This is a genomic window from Mumia zhuanghuii (genome assembly GCF_042681565.1).
Classification (GTDB): Bacteria; Actinomycetota; Actinomycetes; order Propionibacteriales; family Nocardioidaceae; genus Mumia.
In genome coordinates, this window is sequence record NZ_JBHUFT010000002.1 from 321,871 (window position 1) to 339,935 (window position 18,065).

Below are 18,065 nucleotides of genomic sequence, written 5' to 3' on the forward strand. Positions count from 1 at the left end.
GTCAGAGGCCGCGGAGGAAGTCGGGGTCGTCGTCGGGCCCGCGGGTGATCGGTCGCTGCGGACGCGGCGGGCCGGACGGCTTCGTCCGCGACTTGCCGACCGTGAGCCACAGCAGCACCCCGAGCGCGGGGACGAGCGCGAGCAGCACCCACACGGGCTTGGGCAGTGCCCGGATGCGCTCGCGCGGCGTGGCGATCACGTCGAACAGCGTGTAGACCGCGAGTGCGACGACGATGATGATCGGGATCGCCTTTGCCATGCGCCCAGCCTACTCGTGCGGTCGAGGACTCTGCCTAGGCTGGAGGTATGAGCGCATCCCCCCGGCTGGTGACCCTCTCCGACATCGAGCACGCCTCCGAGCGGATCGCCTCGACGTGCCTGCGGACGCCGGTCGTCCCGCTGGTGCAACCCGACGGTGACGTGCCGTTGTGGCTGAAGGCGGAGTCCCTTCAGCCGACCGGGGCGTTCAAGCTCCGCGGCGCGACCAACGCGGTGGCGGTGCTCGACACGGCACAACGCCAGAGGGGCGTCGTGACGCACTCGTCGGGCAACCACGCGCAGGCGGTCGCGTACGCGGCGAGGGCCGCCGGCGTACGTGCCACCATCGTCATCCCCGAGAACGCGCCGTCGCTGAAGGTTGAGGCGACCCGCCGCTGGGGTGCGGAGATCGTGATCGTGCCGCCCTCGGAGCGGCTCGCCCGCGCCGAGCAGATCGCCGCCGAGACCGGCGCCGTCCTGATCCCCCCGTACGACGACCCGGACGTGATCGCGGGCCAGGGAACGGTCGGGCTCGAGATCGTCGAGCAGGTCGCCGATCTCGGCACGGTGCTCGTCCCGGTCAGCGGGGGAGGGCTGGTCAGCGGCATCGCGGCTGCCGTCAAGGCGCTGCGCCCCGACGTGCGCGTGATCGCGGTCGAGCCGGAGCTTGCGGGTGACCTCGCCGAGGGGTGGGCCGCCGGGGAGCGCCGCGTGTGGTCGGTCGCCGACACGTCCCGCACCGTCGCCGACGGGCTGCGGACGGACTCGGTCGGAGTCCTCAACTGGGCACACGTGCAGGCGTTCGTCGACGACGTCGTCACGGTGAGCGAGGACGAGATCCTCGCCGCCGTCGGCACGGTCGTACGAGGTTCCCGGCTGGTCGTCGAGCCGAGCGGCGCGGTCGCCGCCGCAGCAGTCCTGGCGGGGAGAGTCGGCCCGGTGGCCGGGACGACGGTGGCGGTCGCCTCTGGGGGCAACGTGCCGCCGGAGACGCTCGCGCGGCTGCTGGGGTGATCCCGCGAGATCAGACCGTGGTCTGATGGGTGGCCCGCCGAGGGCGCCTACCCTGACGTAGTGAGAGCGATGGTCGGGCGGATTCGGGCGCACCCGGGCTGGGTCGACGCTGCACTGACGGGGATGTTGATCGTCCCGCTGATCCCGTTCGCCCTCGGCATGTCCGCCAGTATCGACGCGGCGTACCAGATCCTGATCTTCCTGCCGCTGGCCTGGCGGCGTTCGGCGCCGGTGGCTTCGTTCGCCGCCGTATCTGCCCTCCTGGCCGGACAGCTGCTCGTGACCGACGTGCCGTACTACGCCGACCTCTCGCTGCTGCTGTCGCTGTACGCGATCGCCGCGTACGGGCCTTTGTGGGCTCGGCGGGCGGGTCTCGGCGTCGGGTTCCTGGGCGCGGTCCTGTCCACGGCCGACTGGTACCGCGACTCCCCGGGCACGAGCACGGTCGCGACCGTCGTGATGATGAGCCTCGTCGTGCTCGCACCATGGGCGATGGGGGCCTACATGCGGACGCGGCGCGAGTACATCGCCGGGCTCGAGGACCGAGCACGGCAGCTCGAGCGCGACGCCGCGCAGCAGGCGACGATCGCCGCCGCCGCGGAACGGGCTCGGATCGCGCGGGAGATGCACGACGTCGTGGCGCACAGCCTGTCCGTGATCGTCGTCCAGGCCGACGGCGCCCTGTACGCGTCGCGGACCCGCCCGGAGGTGGCGGTGGAGACGCTGCAGACCATCTCGCGCACTTCGCGCGCGTCGCTGGCCGAGATGCGAAGGCTGCTCGGGCTGCTGCGGGGGGACGAAGACGCGACCCAGGCCGAGCGGACGCCGATGCCGACGGCGGCCGACATCGGTGGCCTGGTCGAGCAGGTGCGGCGCAGCGGGCTCGATGTCCGTACCGAGCTCGTCGGCGACCCCCGGGAGATCGATCCGGCCGCCGGCCTCACGGTCTACCGGGTGGTGCAGGAGGCACTGACCAACACGTTGAAGCATGCGGCTTCGGGCGTACGGGCGCGGGTGCAGGTCGCGATCGCGGGTGATCACGTGCTCGTCCGCGTCGAGGACGATGGTGGGGCTGCCGCTCCGGCGGGCCGGCTGCCGGATGCCGCGGACGTGGGTCCGGTGCCGTCGGCCGGAGGTGGGCACGGGATCCTCGGGATCAGAGAACGGATCGCCCTCCACGACGGAACCGTCGAGGCGGGCCCGCTGCTCGGGGGCGGGTTCCGGGTCGAGGCGAGGATCCCGTACGACAAGGAGGGCACGTGAGCACGTCGTCAGGTGGTCCGGCGGACCGGCCTCTGCGGGTCTTCCTCGTCGACGACCAGCAGCTCGTCCGGGCGGGCTTCCGGATGCTCGTCGAGTCGCAGCCCGACATGGAGGTCGTGGGCGAGGCGGCCGACGGCCTGGACGCTGTCGAGCGCCTGTCGGTCACCGGCGCGGACGTGGTCCTCATGGACGTGCGAATGCCCCGCATGGACGGCGTCGCCGCGACCCGTGCCCTGACCGAGCGAGGTGTCACGGCACGGGTCGTGGTGCTGACGACCTTCGACCTCGACGAGTACGTGTACGCCGGGCTGCGTGCGGGAGCCTCGGCGTTCCTGCTGAAGGACGCTCCTCCCGAGGTGCTGCTCAGCGCGATCCGTGACGTGCACCGTGGCGACGCCGTGGTCGCGCCGAGTGCCACGCGCCGGATGCTCGACCGGTTCGCCGACCAGCTTCCTGACGACGAGCAGCCACCCGACCCGCGTCTGGAGGCGTTGACCGACCGCGAGCGCGAGGTCCTGCTGCTCATCGCCCAGGGCCTGAGCAACACCGAGATCGCCAGCAGCCTCTTCGTCGCGGAGCCGACCGTGAAGACACACATCGGCCGGCTGCTGTCCAAGACCGGGAGCCGCGACCGGGTCCAGCTCGTGGTCCTCGCGTACGACGCCGGCCTGGTGCGGCCCACACCCTGATCCGTACGACCACGGTATGACGGGGTCGCGCCGGGACCGACCCTCAGGCCGACGCTTCGCGGGGGTGCCCGAACCTAGCGTGACGGCATGACCTCTTCTTCTCGTCCTCGTACTCCCGGAACCACCCTCGAGCCGGAGGGAGCACCGCTCGACGCGATCGCCGTTCGCACCCGCGCGCTCGTCAAGAGTTATGGCCGCGGCGATGCGCAGGTGCGCGCTCTCGACGGTGTCGACCTCGACATCGAGAAGGCCCGGCTGACCGCGATCATGGGCCCCTCGGGCTCCGGCAAGTCGACGCTGATGCACTGCCTCGCGGGTCTGGACACGCCGACCGCAGGCGAGGTGAGCGTCGCCGGCATCGCGCTCGGCAGCCTGGACGACAACGCCCTCACACGGTTCCGCCGTGAGCACGTCGGCTTCGTGTTCCAGGCGTTCAACCTGATCCCGACCCTCACCGCTCGCCAGAACATCCTCTTGCCGCTCGAGCTCGCCAACCGTGAGCCGGACTGGCGGCGCCTCGACCAGCTCGTCGAGGTGCTCGGCTTGGCCGACCGGCTCACCCACCGGCCGCCGGAGCTGTCGGGCGGGCAGCAGCAGCGCGTCGCGATCGCCCGTGCGCTGCTGTCGTCGCCGGACGTGGTCTTCGCGGACGAGCCCACCGGCAACCTGGACAGCCGCTCGAGCGCCGAGGTGCTCGGATTCCTGCGCCGTTCGGTCGACGAGCTCGGCCAGACGGTCGTGATGGTGACGCACGAGCCGACCGCTGCCTCGTACGCCGACCGTGTGGTGCTGCTGCGCGACGGTCAGCTCGCGGGGACGCTGGTGCGTCCGAGCGCCGACGAGGTCGTGGCCGCCATCGCCGGGCTGGCGGGCTGACGTGCGCACCGTGCTGTGGGGGTCGCTGCGCGGCCACGCACGCCGGTACGTCGCGGCGGGGGTCGCGATCGTCATGGCGGTCGCGTTCATGGTCGCGGTCAACGCGCTCAGCGGTGCGGCCCGCGACGGGGCTCGTGCCGAGATCGTGGCGCAGTACGCCGGCGCGGACGCGGTCGTCGATGTCACGGACGCCGATGCGGCAACCGCGGCGCGGGTCGCCGCGGCGGTCTCCGACGTCGACGGTGTCGAGGCGGTCGTCGCCAACCGCAGGTCCTTCGTCAACGTCGTCGCGGGCCCGTCGCGCCACCTGATGAGCATCGGAACCGTCAGCGCGGACGACGGCCTGCGGTGGCAGGACGTCGTCGAGGGCCGGGCACCCGAGGGCCGCGGCGAGGCCCTGGTCTCGAGGTCGACCGCCGAGAGATACGAGGTGGCGGTGGGTGACGTCCTCGCGGTCGAGGGTGACGGTACGTCGCCGGAGGTCGTCGTCACCGGACTCGTGGAGGGTGCGGCAGGCGCACTCGGGTCCTCTCTCTACGTCGACGAGCACACGATGACGACGCTGGGCGACGTCGTGTCCTCGGTCGACGTGTCGGTGCGCGCGGCCGAGGGGGAGGCCGATGCGGTGCATGCCGTGCTGGACGGCTCGGCGGCCGTCGACGGGCACGTCGTGATGACGGGCGACGCCTGGGTCGACGACCAGATCGTCAGCGCGAGCCGCGACATCGACATCATCCAGCGCCTCGTCCTGGTGTTCGCGGCGGTCGCCGCTTTCGTCGGGGCGCTCGTCATCGCCAACACGATCACGATCGTCCTGGCTCAGCGCCGCAGGGAGCTGGCGCTGCTGCGCTGCGTCGGCGCGACCCGCAAGCAGATCGTCCGCTCGCTTCGTACGGAGTCACTGGTGCTCGGTCTCGCCGCGTCGGCGCTCGGCGTCGTCGTCGGCTGGGGGCTGGGGCTGACGGCCGTGGCGGCGATGCGGGCGTGGACCCCCGGCCTCACCCTCGGGTCGGCCTCGCTGACTGTCATGGGCGTGGTCGTGCCCTTCGTGCTCGGTGTCCTCACGGTCGTCGGCGCGACGGTGCTGCCGGCGCGCCGTGTGGCACGGCTCGCACCGCTGGAGGCGCTTCGCCCGCACGAGACCACCGGTCTCGACGGGCGCGCAGGACGGCTGCGGATCGGCGCGGGGGTGCTGCTGTTCGGTGCCGGGGCCGCTGGGCTGGCCGTCGGGACAGGCGACCGCCTTCCTGTCGGGCTCGTCGGAGGCATGCTGTCGTTCCTCGGCGTCGTCGTGCTGGCGCCGCTGATGGTCCCGGCCGCGCTGCGTCTGGTCGGTCCGCTGGTTGGTCGTACTGGCGTGGCAGGTCGCCTCGCGGCGGGCAACGTCGTGCGCAATCCCCGTCGTACGGCGTCGTCGTCCACGGCACTACTCGTCGGCGTCACGCTGATCACGACGGTCGTGGTCGGATCGGCGTCGCTGCGCACGACCGTGGACCGCGACCTGGACGAGTCGTACGCGCTCGACGTCGGTCTGGTCGCGACCGAGGGAGCGCTGCCGGTGGACGTCGAGCGTCAGGTCGCCGCGCTCGACGGTGTCGAGTCCGTCGCGGTCGTGGACGGTGCCCGCATCGAGATGGACGGGCACCGCGTCCTCGCGCTCGAGGTCGATGACGCGGCGCAGGCGGTGATGAGAGGTGATCACGCCGTCCCCGGTCCGGGCGAGATCGTCATCGGAGAAGAGCTCGCGTCCGCGCTCGACCTGTCGTACGGGGAGACAGCGGCCGTACGAGGGGGTGCGGACCTCGTGACGATGCGCCCGCGCGGCGGCGGCGCGGTGGGTGAGGTCGTGCTGGTGGCGCCAGGCACCCTCGCAGGACTCGGTGTCTCCGAGAAGCCCCGCGCGCTGTGGGCCCGCGGAGCCGACGGCGCACCCGCGGAGCAGGTGATGGCCGACGTGGCGACACTCGCGCCCGCGGGCGGGCAGCTGGTCGGTGGCCTGGAGCAGCGCGGGTGGGTGGTGCTGCAGCTCGACGTGGTGCTCGCCGTGACCGTGGGCCTGCTCGCCGTCGCCGTGCTCATCGCCGCAGTCGGGATGGCGGGTGCACTGAGCCTGTCGGTGCTCGAACGCACGCGAGAGAACGCCCTCCTGCGCGCGCTCGGGCTGAGCCGGAGGGGCCTGCGGTTCACGCTCGGCGCGGAGGCGCTGCTGATGGCAGGGGTGGGCGCGGTCCTCGGCACCGTTCTCGGGACGGCGTACGGATGGCTGGGCGTGCGGGCCACCACGGCCGGACTGATGGACGACGTCGGGCTCTCGGTTCCGTGGGGGCAGGTCGCGCTCGTCCTCGCGGCGGTGCTCCTGCTCGGCCTGGCGGCGTCCGTCCTGCCTTCCCGCCGAGCCGCTCGCATCGCACCCGCGGAAGGCATCGCGGCGCTCTGACCGGCTCGTCGGTTTCGGCCTGGCTCGCCGACCCCTCACAATGGAGGCGGGCGATCGCCGCCGCGGGGTACGGCGAGCCAGGACGAGAAAGGTGGGGCCGTCGTCGATGTCGGAGCCGGCGAACGACCGGGTCGGTGAGCTCATCGACGGGCGCTACCGTCTGTTGGCGCTCGTGGGGCGTGGCGGGATGGCCGACGTCTATCGAGCGCGCGACGAGCTGCTCGGGCGGGTGGTCGCCGTCAAGGTGATGCGCGCGGAGGCCGGGATCGAGGCCGAGGACGCGCTGCGGCGGCACGAGATGGAGGCGCGGATCGGCGCCGGCGTCTCGCACCCAGGGGTCGTCATCGTCTTCGACGTGCAGCCCGAGGGCGACCACCCGTACCTCGTCATGGAGTTCGTCCCGGGCCAGACCCTGAGCCGGGCGTTGCTCGGCGGTCCGCTCCCGTCGGAGGCCGTCGCCGACATCGGCGCCCAGCTCGGCGAGGCGCTCGGCGCTATCCACGATGCCGGCGTGATCCACCGCGACGTCAAGCCCTCCAACGTGATGCTCGTGGAGCGGACCGGTGGGTCGTACCAGGTGAAGCTCACCGACTTCGGGGTCTCCCGCTACCTCGAGGGGACGCGGCTGACCTCGCCTGACCTCCTGGTCGGGACGGCGCGCTACCTCAGCCCCGAGCAGGCGGTGCTCGACGACGTAGGCCCGCGCGCCGACGTGTACGCGCTCGGGCTCGTGCTGCTCGAGGCGCTCACCGGCGAGGAAGCCTTCCCAGGGTCGCGCGTCGAGACGCTGTCGGCGCGACTGCACCGTCCGCCGCGGATCCCGGCCGAGCTGGGCGCGGACTGGGCGCTCGTCCTCGGCGCGATGACACGCCGTGACCCCGAGGACCGGCCCGACGCGCGTGGTGCGGCGTCGGCGCTGCGCGCCCTCGCGTCCGGGGGCGACGTCGCAGCCGCGCTCACGGCGGCCGGGGTCGTGATCGGTGACCCGACGGGCGAGGAGACGGTCGTAGGGGGCGAGCCGGTGGACGATGACCCCACAGAGCGCGCGGCGACCGCCGTGGGAGCGACGGCGGTTCTTGCGGGAGCCGCAGCCGCGGCGGCAGCAGAGGCTGCCGCCGATACGGTGCCCGACGAGGGCGCAGAGGCCGACACCGCGGCCGACACGGCTTCCCAGCCGGCGGTCGAAGAGTCGACCCCGGCGCCGACCCCGACCCCGACTCCGGTGCAGACCGGCCCCACCGACGCGGACGGAGCGGATGGAGCGTGGGCGCGACGCGTCCCGTGGATCGTCGTCGCGCTCGTCGTGGTCGCGGCGGTCGCGGCCGTCTGGTGGGCGCTCGCCTCGGGTGATCGCGACCCGGAGTCGCCGACCGACCCGACGACCGATCCGACGACTCCGACGACGACCTCCCAGACGCCGACGACACCACCGTCGACCTCGACCACGGCACCCACGACGCCGACCCCGACGGCGACGCGGACGACCACCCCGCCACCGACGACGCCGACGCAGACCACCCCGACGACGACCGCGCCTCCGACGACGACGCCCCCTCCGACGACGACGCCGCCGCCCTCCACGACCGCGCCGCCCACCACGACCGCGCCCTCCCCGGAGGAGCCGACGCCGAACGACGACGGTGAGGCGCTGCCGACGCCGGGACCCGAGAACACCCCTCCTCGCACCGGTTGAGGTGGCGCGAGGGGGTCGCAGGTACGCTCGCAGCGTGAGTGCTTTCGCCCGTTACACCCTCGCCCGCCTCGGCTTCTTCGTCGTGGCCTTCGTCGTCGTCGGCCTCGTCGCCTCGATCTGGCTCGAGTGGAACTCCGTGACGGGCCTGTGGGTGGCGCTGATCGCGCTGGTCATCTCCGCCGTCGCCTCCCTGGTCCTCCTGCGCGGCATGCGCGACCAGGTCGCTCTCGCCCTCAAGGTGCGGGCCGACAAGATGCACGACCGGTTCGAGGCAGCACGCAGCGCCGAAGACGTGGACTGATCCCGTTGCCGCGCTCGTCGCCCGCCCGTCGGGCCTGGGTCGACGAGGCCGTACGCCGGGTCGACGCCGACGCCAACCGCAGTGCCGACACGCATCTGCACGTCTTCCCGCTGCCCGGCCCACCGGGGATCGAGCTCTATCTCAAGGACGAGTCTGTCCACCCCACGGGCTCGCTGAAGCACCGGCTCGCCCGTTCGTTGTTCCTCTACGCCCTGTGTAACGGCTGGGTCGGCCCCGACACGACGATCGTGGAGGCGTCCAGCGGGTCGACCGCGGTCAGCGAGGCCTACTTCGCCCGTCTCATCGGCGTCCCCTTCGTGGCGGTGATGCCGCGCAGCACGAGCTCGGCAAAGATCAGGCTGATCGAGTGGTACGGAGGCCGTTGCCACTTCGTGGACAGGCCGCCCGACATGTACGCCGAGGCCGCGAGGCTCGCGGCCGAGTGCGGTGGGCACTACATGGACCAGTTCACGTTCGCCGAGCGGGCGACCGACTGGCGGGGCAACAACAACATCGCGGAGTCGGTGTTCGTCCAGATGGCGCACGAGCGCCACCCCGTCCCGCGCTGGATCGTGGTCAGCGCCGGTACGGGAGGGACGTCGGCGACGATCGGGCGCTACGTGCGCTACCAGCGCCACGCGACGCAGGTGATGGTTGCGGATCCGGAGAACTCGGCCTTCCTCGACGGGTGGGACCTGGACACGTCGGACTACACGACCGGCAGCCCCTCCCGGATCGAGGGCATCGGGCGTCCGCGCATCGAGCCGTCGTTCGTCGGCGGTGTCATCGACGACATGCTGAGAGTCCCTGATGCGGCGTCGGTCGCAGCCATGCGGTGGTGCACGCGCCGCCTGGGGCGCAGCGTCGGTGCGTCGACCGGGACGAACCTCTGGGGTGCGCTGACCGTGATCGAGCGGATGCGCCAGGGCGGTGAGAGCGGGAGCGTCGTGACGCTGCTGTGCGACTCGGGCGACCGCTACGCCGCGACGTACTACGACGACGAGTGGCTGACGCTCCACGGCTTGGACATCGCTCCGTACGAGGCGATGCTGGCCTCGTACGAGGAGACCGGCGTCTTCGAGGGCTGAGCGCGGGTCACCGCCCGAGCGACAGCGCCGCCTCGGCGAAGGGGAGCGCGAGCGCCCGGTCGGCCTCGACGAGACCGACACGAGTCCGTCGCCCCAGCAGGTCGTCGACGTCGAGGGCACCCTCGTGCCGTACGGCGAAGGCGAGCTCCGCCGGCGTGGTCGGGATGTGCGGGGCGATCGGTGCGAGGACGTCCTGGTCGCCACCGGCTTCGGCGACTACCGTGAGCGCCTCCGTGCCGTACCGGGCGACCAGGCGCGGTGGGGCGTCGATCGCCGCCAGCGTCGTACGGTCGGCGGCTCCGACGAGCGGGAGGCGTGTCGTGCGAGAAGGGCCTGCCGTCCGGCGCGCAGCGGCCCACCCCGGTGTCGCGAGGGCGGCGTCGACGGCGTCCTCGGCCATCCGCCGGTACGTCGTGAGCTTGCCGCCGACGACGCTGACCAGGCCGTCGTCGCCGGTGAGCACCACGTGCTTGCGTGACAGGTCGGACGTCTGGTCGTCACCGGTGTCGAGCAGCGGTCGCAGGCCAGAGAAGGTCCCGATGACGTCAGCGCGGGTCAGTGGCCGCTGCAGAGCGCGCGAGATCGTGGCGAGCAGGAAGTCGATCTCGGCCTCGCTCGCCGTCGGGACGTCCGGGACCGCGCCGCGGACCTCCTCGTCGGTGAGCCCGACGTAGACCCGGTCGTCGTCGGTCGGCAGCGCGAAGACGAACCGCGTACGGTGCCCCGGGACCGGCGCCATGAGCGCCGACGTGAGCCCGCCGAAGGTCTCGGCCCGTACAACGAGGTGCGTGCCGCGGCTGGGACGCATCGTGATGCCGGGGGCGAGAGTGTCGGCCCACACTCCGGTTGCGTTGACGACGGTGCGCGCGTGGACGGTGAGCGACTCGCCTGTGAGCGTGTCACGCAGCACGGCCCCGCTGCCCGTCACCTCCACGGCCGCGGTACGGGTAAGGACGCGGGCGCCGAGCGCGGCGGCCGTACGAGCGAGGCCGACGACCAGGCGTGCGTCGTCGGCGAGCTGCCCGTCCCAGAAGGCGAAGCCGCCGCGCAGACCCGCGGCGCGGACGGTCGGCGCGACACGCTGGACCTCGAGCGCGGACAGGCGGCGCGAGCGCGGCAGCGTACGGCCCGAGGTGCCGGCGGCACGGCGCAGCGCGTCGCCCGCGAGGTATCCGGCGCGAACCATCGAGGCGGTCAGCGTGTCGACCGAGTCGAGGAGAGGGAAGACGTTGGGCAGCGCGCGGACGAGGTGCGGCGCGGTGCGCTCGATGAGGATGCCACGCTCGACGGCGCTCTCGTACGCGACGCCGACGTCGCCGGTCCCGAGGTAGCGCAGGCCGCCGTGCACGAGCTTGGAGCTCCAGCGGCTCGTGCCGAAGGCGAGGTCGTGCTTCTCGACGAGGATCACCGACAGGCCGCGGGAGGCCGCGTCGAGGGCGACGCCTGCTCCCGTGACGCCGCCGCCGACGACCAGGAGGTCGACCGGCTCGCGCTGCGCGGCGAGGTCGGCGAGGTCGCGGGCGCGCCGCGTGCGGTCGAGGGAGCTCGTGGGGGAGGGGCTCATGTGCGGCCGTCCTCGGGGTCGGGGGAGAGGTACTGGTCGAGGGCGGTGGCGAGCTGGGCGTCGAGGGCGTCCAGCTCCGGACCGGCTCCGGTGGTCGATCCGACGACGACGGGCGCGGTGACCACGAAGGACCACGCCAGCAGGAGGACGGTACGGGCCTGCAGGACAGGGTCGAGAACCCGTACGGAGCCGTCCTCATGGCCGGTGCGCAGCCCGTCCTCGAGCGTGCTGAGCATGTGCGCGGGCGTGCGACCGAGGCGCTGGAAGACGTACGGGACGAGGAGCTCGGGGTCGGACTCGACGATCGCCCGGTGGATCGGGTGGGCGCGGATCGTCGCGATCGTGCGGACGGCCCCGGTGACAAGCCGTTCGCGCGCGGTGGGCAGGTCGTGGGGGACGGACTCGGCCACGACGCGTGCCCACTCGCGGGTCAGCAGCGCGGCGACGACGGCGCGGACGTTCTCCCAGCGCCGATAGAGCGTGCCGCGCGCGACGCCCGCCCGTACGGCCAGGTCGGCCATCGTGAGCCTGTCCAGGCCGACCTCGAGGACGGCGTCGGCGGCCGCGTCGAGGATGCGGTCCTCGGGGATCGCCTTGCCTGACGCGGCCGGCTGGGAGCGGGCCCGCTCAAGATTCGACCGGCCAAGATTCGACCGTACATTTAAACGTTCTGGCATGATGTGTTCAACTTAGCACCGCCTGAGGGTGCGGACGCGTCGAGATCGGAGCACGTCGTATGTCGGAGCTGGACCTTCCTGTGGTGGACTTCGCCCCCGATCGCTGGGGCAACCCGGAGCACGCGATCACGCTCCCCGAGAGCCTCCAAGCCACGCTCGACGCGCTCGGCATCCACCCGCTCGCCGCGCCGGTCGCCCCCGAGGACGTCGCGCTCGGGGCGTCGGCGGTGCCGGCCGCGACCCGTACGGCGCTGGTCGAGGCGCTCGGCGCGCCGTACGTGAGCGACGAAGCCGTCGACCGCCTCCGGCACACCCGGGGCTGGTCGACTCCCGACATCCTCAAGATGCGTGCCGGCGACGCGTCCGATGCCCCCGACCTCGTGCTGCGCCCGGGCGGCCACGACGAGGTCGTCGAGGTCCTGCGGATCTGCAGCGACGCTGCGGTCGCCGTCGTGCCGTACTCCGGCGGCACGTCCGTCGTCGGTGGCCTCACACCCGACCACGAGGGCTTCCACGGTGTGGTCGCGCTCGACCTGGGGCGCCTGGAGGGGCTGACCTCGCTCGATGCCGTGTCGCGGACGGCGACCCTGCGGGCGGGGACGCGAGGCCCTCGCGCCGAGGAGCTGCTGCAGGCCGACGGCTTCACGCTCGGGCACTTCCCGCAGTCGTACGAGGGAGCGTCGATCGGCGGGTACGCGGCCGCGCGCTCGGCGGGTCAGTCCTCGGCGGGGTACGGGCGCTTCGACGACATGGTCGTCGGGCTGGTCCTCGCGACACCCCGCGGCACGCTGGAGCTCGGCACGGCGCCGAAGTCGGCCGCCGGACCGGACCTGCGCCAGCTCGTCCTGGGCTCGGAGGGGACGCTCGGCGCGATCACGTCGGTGACGGTGCGGGTGCGCCCGGTGCCGACGGTGCGCGTGTTCGAGGGGTGGCGCTTCGCGTCGTTCGAGGCGGGGGCCGAGGCGGTGCGCCGGCTCGCGCAGGACGGACCACTGCCGACCGTGCTGCGGCTGTCCGACGAGGTCGAGACGGCGCTCAACCTCGCCGATCCGGCGTCGGCCGGCAGCGGCTCTTCGGGGTGCCTCGCCATCACCGGGTACGAGGGTGCGCCAGACGAGGTCGCCGCGCGCCGCGCCGCCGCGACCTCTGTGCTTCTCGAGCTCGGTGGCGAGCTGCTGGGCGAGGAGGCGGGGGAGAAGTGGCGTACGGGCCGGTTCCACGGGCCGTACCTGCGCGACCCCCTGCTCGATGCCGGCGCCCTCGTCGAGACGCTCGAGACAGTGACGTTCTGGTCGAACGTCCCGCGTCTCAAGCAGGCAGTGACCGAGGCCGTCCAGGGCGCGCTGCTGGTGTACGAGCTGCCGTCGCTGGTGATGTGCCACCTCTCGCACGTGTACGAGACGGGGGCGTCGCTCTACTTCACCGTCGCGTGCCCCCAGTCGGAGGACGCGCTCGCGCAGTGGGGGAGCGCGAAGGCCGCCGCGAACGCGGCGATCCGCGGCGTCGGTGCCGCGATCACGCACCACCACGGGGTCGGGCGCGACCACCGCGACACGTACGCCGAGGAGATCGGCCCGCTCGGCGTCGACGTGCTGCGCGCCGTGAAGGCCACGCTCGACCCGGCCGGGATCCTCAACCCCGGCGTCCTGGTGTCGCGATGAGCACCGGTCGTACGGAGGCCCGTGGGTTCACCGCGCTGGTGAACCCGATCTCCGGCAAGCGCGCGGCGCAGGACGCGTGGGAGCCGGTGGCGGCGCTGCTGCGTGAGGCGGGCGAGGACGTCGTGACGGTGGTGACTGAGAGCGCGGTGCATGCCGCTGAGGCCTCTGCCGTCGCCGCGCGCGAGGGGCGGGTCGCCGTCGCCGTCGGTGGTGACGGCATGGTGCGCGACGTGGCAGGCGGTGTCGTCGCCGCCTCCGGGACGATGGCGATCGTGCCGGGCGGGCGGGGCAACGATTTCGCGCACAAGCTCGGGGTTCCGGACGATGCGGCGGGGCTGGCCGAGATGCTGCTCGGCGGCCGCGTGCGCGAGGTCGACGTGATGGAGGCGGACGGCGTCGTCGTCCCGGGCAACCTGTACGTCGGTGTGGACTCGCGGGCGACCCGGATCATCAACCGCCTTCGTCGGGTGCCGGCGATCGTGGCGTACCGGGCGGGCGGGCCGCTGGCGATGATCACCTGGCGGGCTCCGACGTTCACGCTCACGACCGACGACGGCACGCGCGAGGTGCGGGCGCACAGCGTGATCGCGGCGAACTCCGGCTGGTACGGCCACGGGCTGAAGATCGTGCCGTCGGCCGAGGTGGACGACGGGCTGATCGACGTGATGGTGGCGCGCACCGACGGGCTCGGCCGGCGCAACATGGCCTCCTACATGTCTGAGGCGCGGACGGGGCGCCACGTCGAGCGCGACGCCGTCGACGTGCACCGGACGACGGTGCTCACCATCAGCGCCGACGCCGCGGTGCCTTTGTGCATGGACGGCGACGAGATCGGCACGCTGCCGGTGACCGTACGGCTCCGTGCGGGCGCGCTGCGGCTGGTCGTGCCGGGGTAGGGCTGCGGCACATGCGGTCCGAACGCGGCCTCGACCGGCTCCTCGCCTTCAGCGACGCCGTCGTCGCGATCGCGCTGACGTTGCTCGTCCTCCCGCTGGTCGACGTCGTCTCCCGGGCGAACGGTGCCGACAGCGTGCTCGACCTGGTGTCGGACGAGGGCGACGCGTTCGTGAGCTTCGCGATCAGCTTCCTCGTCATCTGGGTGCTGTGGGGCAACCACCACGCGATGATGGAGCACTTCAGGTCGTACGACGGCGGGGTCGTCGCGCTGCACTTCGTGTGGCTGCTGACGATCGTGCTGCTGCCGTTCACCACCCAGCTGCTCGACGCCTCGGACGGGATCGCTGGCGCGGCACCGACCTACGTCGGGACGCTGCTGGTCGCGATCGCGGCGCTCGTGGCGCTGGGATGGTGGGGTCGGTGGCGCCCGACGCTGCTGCGTGACGACGAGGACACCGCGAGATGGGTGGCGGAGCCGTCGGGCGTCGCGACCGTCGCGCTGCTCGTGGTCGCGCTCGGCGTCACGATCGCCGTGCCCTCGATCGGGATCTATGCGCTGTTCCTGCTGTTCCTCACGGGCCCGCTCGAGCATCTGAGCGCGGCGTGGCGCCGGCGCGGCACCGCATGACGCTCAGCGCAGGTGCTCGGCGAAGAACGCGCCGATCCGCCTCCACGCCTGCGGTGCGGCCTCGGGGTCGGGGCCGATCCCGGCGACGCGCAGCACGGGCTGGAGCACGCGCGGCCCACCCTGCGCGTCGTTGAGGAAGGCGTGCCCCGCGCCGTCGTACTCGCTGATCTCGTGCGGGACGCCTGCCGCGGTGAGCGCGGTTTCGAGTTGCGCCGCGCCGTTGCGGACCGTGCGGTCCTTCGTGCCGTACGACGCCACGACCGGGCACGAGGCTGCCACGACGTCGTCGAGGTCCTTGGGGATGAGGCCGTAGTTCACGCTGGCCGCGTCGTAGCCGCCCCGGCCCGCGACGAGCAGCGCGAAGCCGCCGCCGAGGCAGAACCCGATCACGCCGACCTTGCCGGTCGTGATCTTGCGGTCCACCAGCCACTGGCGGGCCGCGTCGATGTCGGAGAAGGTGCGCCCCTTGCCGCTGAGGAACGCGCGGCAGGTCGCGACGAGGCACCGCCGCGCGCCGCCGTCGCTGTAGAGGTCGACCGCCAGCGTCGCGTACCCCATCTCCGCCAACCGGTCGGCGTGACGGCGCATGTTGTCGTCGAGCCCGAACGCCTCGTGGATGAGAACCACCCCCGGCCAGGGGCCGGGACTGGTGGGTTCGGCGAGGTAGCCGCGCAGGTGACGGGACGCGTCAGGGACTGCGGTGCGGCTCAGGTCGATGTCAGGCATGCCGACACGGTACGGCTAGCGGCGGTGGGGTGACAGGGTCCTCTGGAACAGCGCCGCACCCTCGATGTCGCGCAGGGTGACGGTCAGCTCCTCCGTACGCCCGTCGATCTCGACCTCGCCGAAGAACTGCCAGCCCTCCGCCGGCGAGGTGTTCGCTCGCGGGGGCGCCGCCACAAACTCCGTGCGGGGGCCGAAGGTCGCGTCGAGCGCGTTGGGGCCGAACGCCCCGGCGTTGAGCGGGCCGGAGACGAACTCCCAGAACGGGTCGAAGTCCTGGTACGCGGCACGGTCGGGGGAGTAGTGGTGGGCCGCGGTGTAGTGGACGTCCGCGGTGAGCCATACGTGGTTGCGGATGCCGAGCCGCTGCAGCGCGGTGAGCACGGGGGCGAGGTCGAGCTCGCGCCCGCGCGGAGCGCCAGGATCCCCCTGGCCGATGCCCTCCTGAGCGGTGCCGTCTGGGACGACGAGGCCGATGGGCAGGTCCGCGGCGATCACCTTCCACGTCGCCCGCGAGCGCTCGAGCTCACGGATCAGCCAGCGGGTCTGCGTGGGCCCGAGAACGCCGCCGTCGCGCTCGGCCTCGGCGCCGGGCGTGTTCGGGTCCTTGTGGGTACGCATGTCGAGGACGAACAGGTCGAGCATGGGACCGAGGTGCAGGACACGGTAGAGGCGTCCGTCGGGGTCCGGTGAGAGCGGTGCGACGGGCATGTACTCGTGAAAGGCGCGCCGCCCGCGCTCGGCGAGCACGTCGACGCGTTTCTCGGTGTAGCGGGCGTCGGTGAGGATCTCACCGGGATACCAGTTGTTGGTGACCTCGTGGTCGTCCCACTGCGTGACCTGCGGGGTGTCGGCGAGGAATTGCCGCCAGTTGTCGGCCATGAGGTTGTATTTGAACTGCCCGCGGAACTCGTCGAGAGTCTCCGCGACCTTCGTCTTCTCGTCGATGACCAGGTTGCGCCAGAGCGAGCCGTCGGGCAGGGTCACGGTCTCGGTGAGAGGCCCGTCCGCGTAGACGTTGTCGCCGCTGCACAGGAAGAAGTCGGCCTGACGACGCGCCATCGCGTCGACGATGCGGAAACCTCCGTACGAAGGGTTCACCCCCCAGCCCTGCCCCGCGATGTCGCCGGACCAGAGGAAGCGCACGTCCTCGCCCCGGGCCGAAGCCGTACGGAGGTGGCCGACCTCGGGGGCGCTCGAGCGACGCGGGTCCCGAAGGTCGACGGCGCGGATGCGGTAGTGGAGGTCGGCGCCCGCCGGAAGGCCCCGGACGGTGAAGCGACCGGTGAGGTCGGACTCGGGCGTGACGACAGGACCGCGGAGCGTGACGGCCTTGCGGAACGAGCTGTCGCGGGCAATCTCGGCGACGAGCCGCGCGGGACGGTCCGCGCGTGACCAGAGCGTGGCCTGCCGGGTGAGCACGTCGCCGGCCTGGACGCCGTGGGTGAGCGAGGGGCGGCCGGCCCGGACGAGCGCGGGCGCGGAGCGGGAGGTCGTACGGGCGGTGGCAGAAGCGGCGCCGGAGCCGAGGACGACGGCGCCAGCCCCGACGGCGGCCGCACCGCGCAGCAGCGCACGGCGGCCGAGGGCAGGTTCGGGCTGAGTGCGAGTCATGGCTCAGACGGTTCCGCGTCCGGGCGAACGTGGGGTGACGTGCGGGTGAGGATCGGGCGTCGTCCTCGCGCTGAACGTACGCCGGGCGATGGCGTACGTTGGCGCCATGTCTTCCTCCGCCATCGACCTCGGACGCCCCGTTTCAGGCGACGTCATCGACCTGATCCTCGACGACCACCGGCGCTTCGAGGACCTCCTGCGCCAGCTGCGCGACGCCAGCGCCGACCGCGACGCCGTACGACGCGCCTTCGCCGCGCTGCACGTCGCCCACGCGGAGGCCGAGGAGAAGGAGGTCTATCCGACGCTTCGACGTCGTGACGCCATCGACGCGCACGAGGAGGAGCACGGTGAGGAGGAGCATGCCGAGGGCAACCAGGCCCTGCTGGCCGTGCTGGAGCTGAAGGGGACGGACACCCAGGCCTTCGACGACGCCGTCGAGGAGCTGGCGCGGGTGGTGAACCACCACCTGACCGAGGAGGAGCTGACGATCCTCAACCCGGCACGCGAAGGCGTCGCGGAGCGCACTCGGCAGTCGCTCGGTGAGGCGTTCGCCCGCGAGCGGAACGCGCAGGTCGACTCCGACTGCGGGCGGCTCGAGAACGTCCGCGCGATCGTCGCGCGCGACAAGCAGAAGGGGCTCCTCGACGACGAGGAGTGATACCCGGCCGACGCGGCTGCGCGG

The 18,065-nt window shown here is 72.6% G+C and carries 17 protein-coding genes; 12 read left to right on the forward strand and 5 right to left on the reverse strand.

Annotated elements, in window-relative coordinates; translation table 11 throughout:
* Position 1 precedes the first annotated feature (1 nt).
* Positions 2 to 259 (reverse strand): PLDc N-terminal domain-containing protein, encoded by a 258-nt coding sequence (locus tag ACFSDF_RS04700; RefSeq protein WP_167006038.1) that lies wholly within the window; start codon positions 257 to 259, stop codon positions 2 to 4.
* Positions 260 to 306: 47 nt separating this feature from the next.
* Between ACFSDF_RS04700 and ACFSDF_RS04705 the strand changes: the two genes are divergently transcribed.
* The 8 genes from ACFSDF_RS04705 to cds1 all read left to right on the forward strand — a co-directional run bounded on the left by ACFSDF_RS04705 (position 307) and on the right by cds1 (position 9,619).
* Positions 307 to 1,272, forward strand: a complete 966-nt coding sequence (locus ACFSDF_RS04705) for a threonine ammonia-lyase (RefSeq protein ID WP_377156451.1) — start codon at positions 307 to 309, stop codon at positions 1,270 to 1,272.
* Positions 1,273 to 1,341: 69 nt separating this feature from the next.
* Complete coding sequence (locus ACFSDF_RS04710) at positions 1,342 to 2,535, forward strand: sensor histidine kinase (protein WP_377156625.1); 1,194 nt, start codon at positions 1,342 to 1,344, stop codon at positions 2,533 to 2,535.
* Positions 2,532 to 3,224: a response regulator gene (locus ACFSDF_RS04715; protein WP_167006030.1), complete on the forward strand. Its 693-nt coding sequence runs from the start codon at positions 2,532 to 2,534 to the stop codon at positions 3,222 to 3,224. The genes ACFSDF_RS04710 and ACFSDF_RS04715 overlap by 4 nt, the downstream gene beginning before the upstream one ends.
* Positions 3,225 to 3,311: 87 nt before the next feature.
* Positions 3,312 to 4,100 (forward strand): ABC transporter ATP-binding protein, encoded by a 789-nt coding sequence (locus ACFSDF_RS04720; protein ID WP_377156453.1) that lies wholly within the window; start codon positions 3,312 to 3,314, stop codon positions 4,098 to 4,100.
* A 1-nt stretch (position 4,101) separates the two neighbouring features.
* Positions 4,102 to 6,537, forward strand: a complete 2,436-nt coding sequence (locus ACFSDF_RS04725) for an FtsX-like permease family protein (protein WP_377156455.1) — start codon at positions 4,102 to 4,104, stop codon at positions 6,535 to 6,537.
* A 106-nt stretch (positions 6,538 to 6,643) separates the two neighbouring features.
* Positions 6,644 to 8,230 (forward strand): serine/threonine-protein kinase, encoded by a 1,587-nt coding sequence (locus tag ACFSDF_RS04730; protein ID WP_377156457.1) that lies wholly within the window; start codon positions 6,644 to 6,646, stop codon positions 8,228 to 8,230.
* Positions 8,231 to 8,264: 34 nt separating this feature from the next.
* The gene (locus ACFSDF_RS04735) at positions 8,265 to 8,531 is read left to right on the forward strand and encodes a DUF4229 domain-containing protein (RefSeq protein ID WP_167006021.1); all 267 of its coding nucleotides are present in this window, start codon (positions 8,265 to 8,267) and stop codon (positions 8,529 to 8,531) included.
* Between the two features lie 5 nt (positions 8,532 to 8,536).
* Positions 8,537 to 9,619, forward strand: coding sequence for an L-cysteine desulfhydrase Cds1 (gene cds1, locus ACFSDF_RS04740; RefSeq protein ID WP_377156459.1), 1,083 nt, complete (start codon positions 8,537 to 8,539; stop codon positions 9,617 to 9,619).
* A 7-nt stretch (positions 9,620 to 9,626) separates the two neighbouring features.
* Here cds1 and ACFSDF_RS04745 read toward each other — a convergent pair whose 3' ends face one another.
* Both ACFSDF_RS04745 and ACFSDF_RS04750 read right to left on the reverse strand, forming a co-directional pair.
* Positions 9,627 to 11,183, reverse strand: coding sequence for a glycerol-3-phosphate dehydrogenase/oxidase (locus ACFSDF_RS04745; RefSeq protein ID WP_167006015.1), 1,557 nt, complete (start codon positions 11,181 to 11,183; stop codon positions 9,627 to 9,629).
* Positions 11,180 to 11,860: a TetR/AcrR family transcriptional regulator gene (locus ACFSDF_RS04750; RefSeq protein ID WP_377156461.1), complete on the reverse strand. Its 681-nt coding sequence runs from the start codon at positions 11,858 to 11,860 to the stop codon at positions 11,180 to 11,182. Before ACFSDF_RS04750 ends, ACFSDF_RS04745 begins: the two co-directional genes overlap by 4 nt.
* A gap of 59 nt (positions 11,861 to 11,919) precedes the next feature.
* Here ACFSDF_RS04750 and ACFSDF_RS04755 point away from each other — a divergent pair, with 59 nt between their 5' ends.
* From ACFSDF_RS04755 to ACFSDF_RS04765, 3 genes are read left to right on the forward strand one after another with little or no spacing between them, the layout of a single operon-like run.
* A complete protein-coding gene (locus ACFSDF_RS04755; protein WP_377156463.1) occupies positions 11,920 to 13,521 on the forward strand; it encodes an FAD-binding oxidoreductase in 1,602 nt (533 codons plus the stop codon).
* Complete coding sequence (locus ACFSDF_RS04760) at positions 13,518 to 14,417, forward strand: diacylglycerol/lipid kinase family protein (RefSeq protein WP_167006006.1); 900 nt, start codon at positions 13,518 to 13,520, stop codon at positions 14,415 to 14,417. Before ACFSDF_RS04755 ends, ACFSDF_RS04760 begins: the two co-directional genes overlap by 4 nt.
* Positions 14,418 to 14,428: 11 nt before the next feature.
* Positions 14,429 to 15,046 (forward strand): TMEM175 family protein, encoded by a 618-nt coding sequence (locus ACFSDF_RS04765; RefSeq protein ID WP_167006003.1) that lies wholly within the window; start codon positions 14,429 to 14,431, stop codon positions 15,044 to 15,046.
* Positions 15,047 to 15,049: 3 nt separating this feature from the next.
* On the opposite strand, the gene ACFSDF_RS04770 is transcribed toward ACFSDF_RS04765, so the two are convergent.
* Together ACFSDF_RS04770 and ACFSDF_RS04775 are read right to left on the reverse strand one after the other, a co-directional pair.
* On the reverse strand, positions 15,050 to 15,772 hold the full coding sequence (locus tag ACFSDF_RS04770) for a dienelactone hydrolase family protein (protein ID WP_377156466.1): 723 nt from the start codon (positions 15,770 to 15,772) through the stop codon (positions 15,050 to 15,052).
* A 15-nt stretch (positions 15,773 to 15,787) separates the two neighbouring features.
* Positions 15,788 to 17,383, reverse strand: coding sequence for an alkaline phosphatase D family protein (locus ACFSDF_RS04775; protein ID WP_377156468.1), 1,596 nt, complete (start codon positions 17,381 to 17,383; stop codon positions 15,788 to 15,790).
* A 106-nt stretch (positions 17,384 to 17,489) separates the two neighbouring features.
* Between ACFSDF_RS04775 and ACFSDF_RS04780 the strand changes: the two genes are divergently transcribed.
* A complete protein-coding gene (locus tag ACFSDF_RS04780) occupies positions 17,490 to 18,041 on the forward strand; it encodes a hemerythrin domain-containing protein (protein ID WP_167005994.1) in 552 nt (183 codons plus the stop codon).
* The last annotated feature ends 24 nt before the right edge of the window (positions 18,042 to 18,065 follow it).

Coding starts and splice junctions, on each gene's coding strand:
- ACFSDF_RS04700 (WP_167006038.1), bottom strand. CDS start 259: ATGGCAAAGGCGATCCCGATCATCATCGTCGTCGCACTCGCGGTCTAC.
- ACFSDF_RS04705 (WP_377156451.1), top strand. CDS start 307: ATGAGCGCATCCCCCCGGCTGGTGACCCTCTCCGACATCGAGCACGCC.
- ACFSDF_RS04710 (WP_377156625.1), top strand. CDS start 1,342: ATGGTCGGGCGGATTCGGGCGCACCCGGGCTGGGTCGACGCTGCACTG.
- ACFSDF_RS04720 (WP_377156453.1), top strand. CDS start 3,312: ATGACCTCTTCTTCTCGTCCTCGTACTCCCGGAACCACCCTCGAGCCG.
- ACFSDF_RS04730 (WP_377156457.1), top strand. CDS start 6,644: ATGTCGGAGCCGGCGAACGACCGGGTCGGTGAGCTCATCGACGGGCGC.
- ACFSDF_RS04745 (WP_167006015.1), bottom strand. CDS start 11,183: ATGAGCCCCTCCCCCACGAGCTCCCTCGACCGCACGCGGCGCGCCCGC.
- ACFSDF_RS04750 (WP_377156461.1), bottom strand. CDS start 11,860: ATGCCAGAACGTTTAAATGTACGGTCGAATCTTGGCCGGTCGAATCTT.
- ACFSDF_RS04755 (WP_377156463.1), top strand. CDS start 11,920: ATGTCGGAGCTGGACCTTCCTGTGGTGGACTTCGCCCCCGATCGCTGG.
- ACFSDF_RS04760 (WP_167006006.1), top strand. CDS start 13,518: ATGAGCACCGGTCGTACGGAGGCCCGTGGGTTCACCGCGCTGGTGAAC.
- ACFSDF_RS04765 (WP_167006003.1), top strand. CDS start 14,429: ATGCGGTCCGAACGCGGCCTCGACCGGCTCCTCGCCTTCAGCGACGCC.
- ACFSDF_RS04770 (WP_377156466.1), bottom strand. CDS start 15,772: ATGCCTGACATCGACCTGAGCCGCACCGCAGTCCCTGACGCGTCCCGT.
- ACFSDF_RS04775 (WP_377156468.1), bottom strand. CDS start 17,383: ATGACTCGCACTCAGCCCGAACCTGCCCTCGGCCGCCGTGCGCTGCTG.
- ACFSDF_RS04780 (WP_167005994.1), top strand. CDS start 17,490: ATGTCTTCCTCCGCCATCGACCTCGGACGCCCCGTTTCAGGCGACGTC.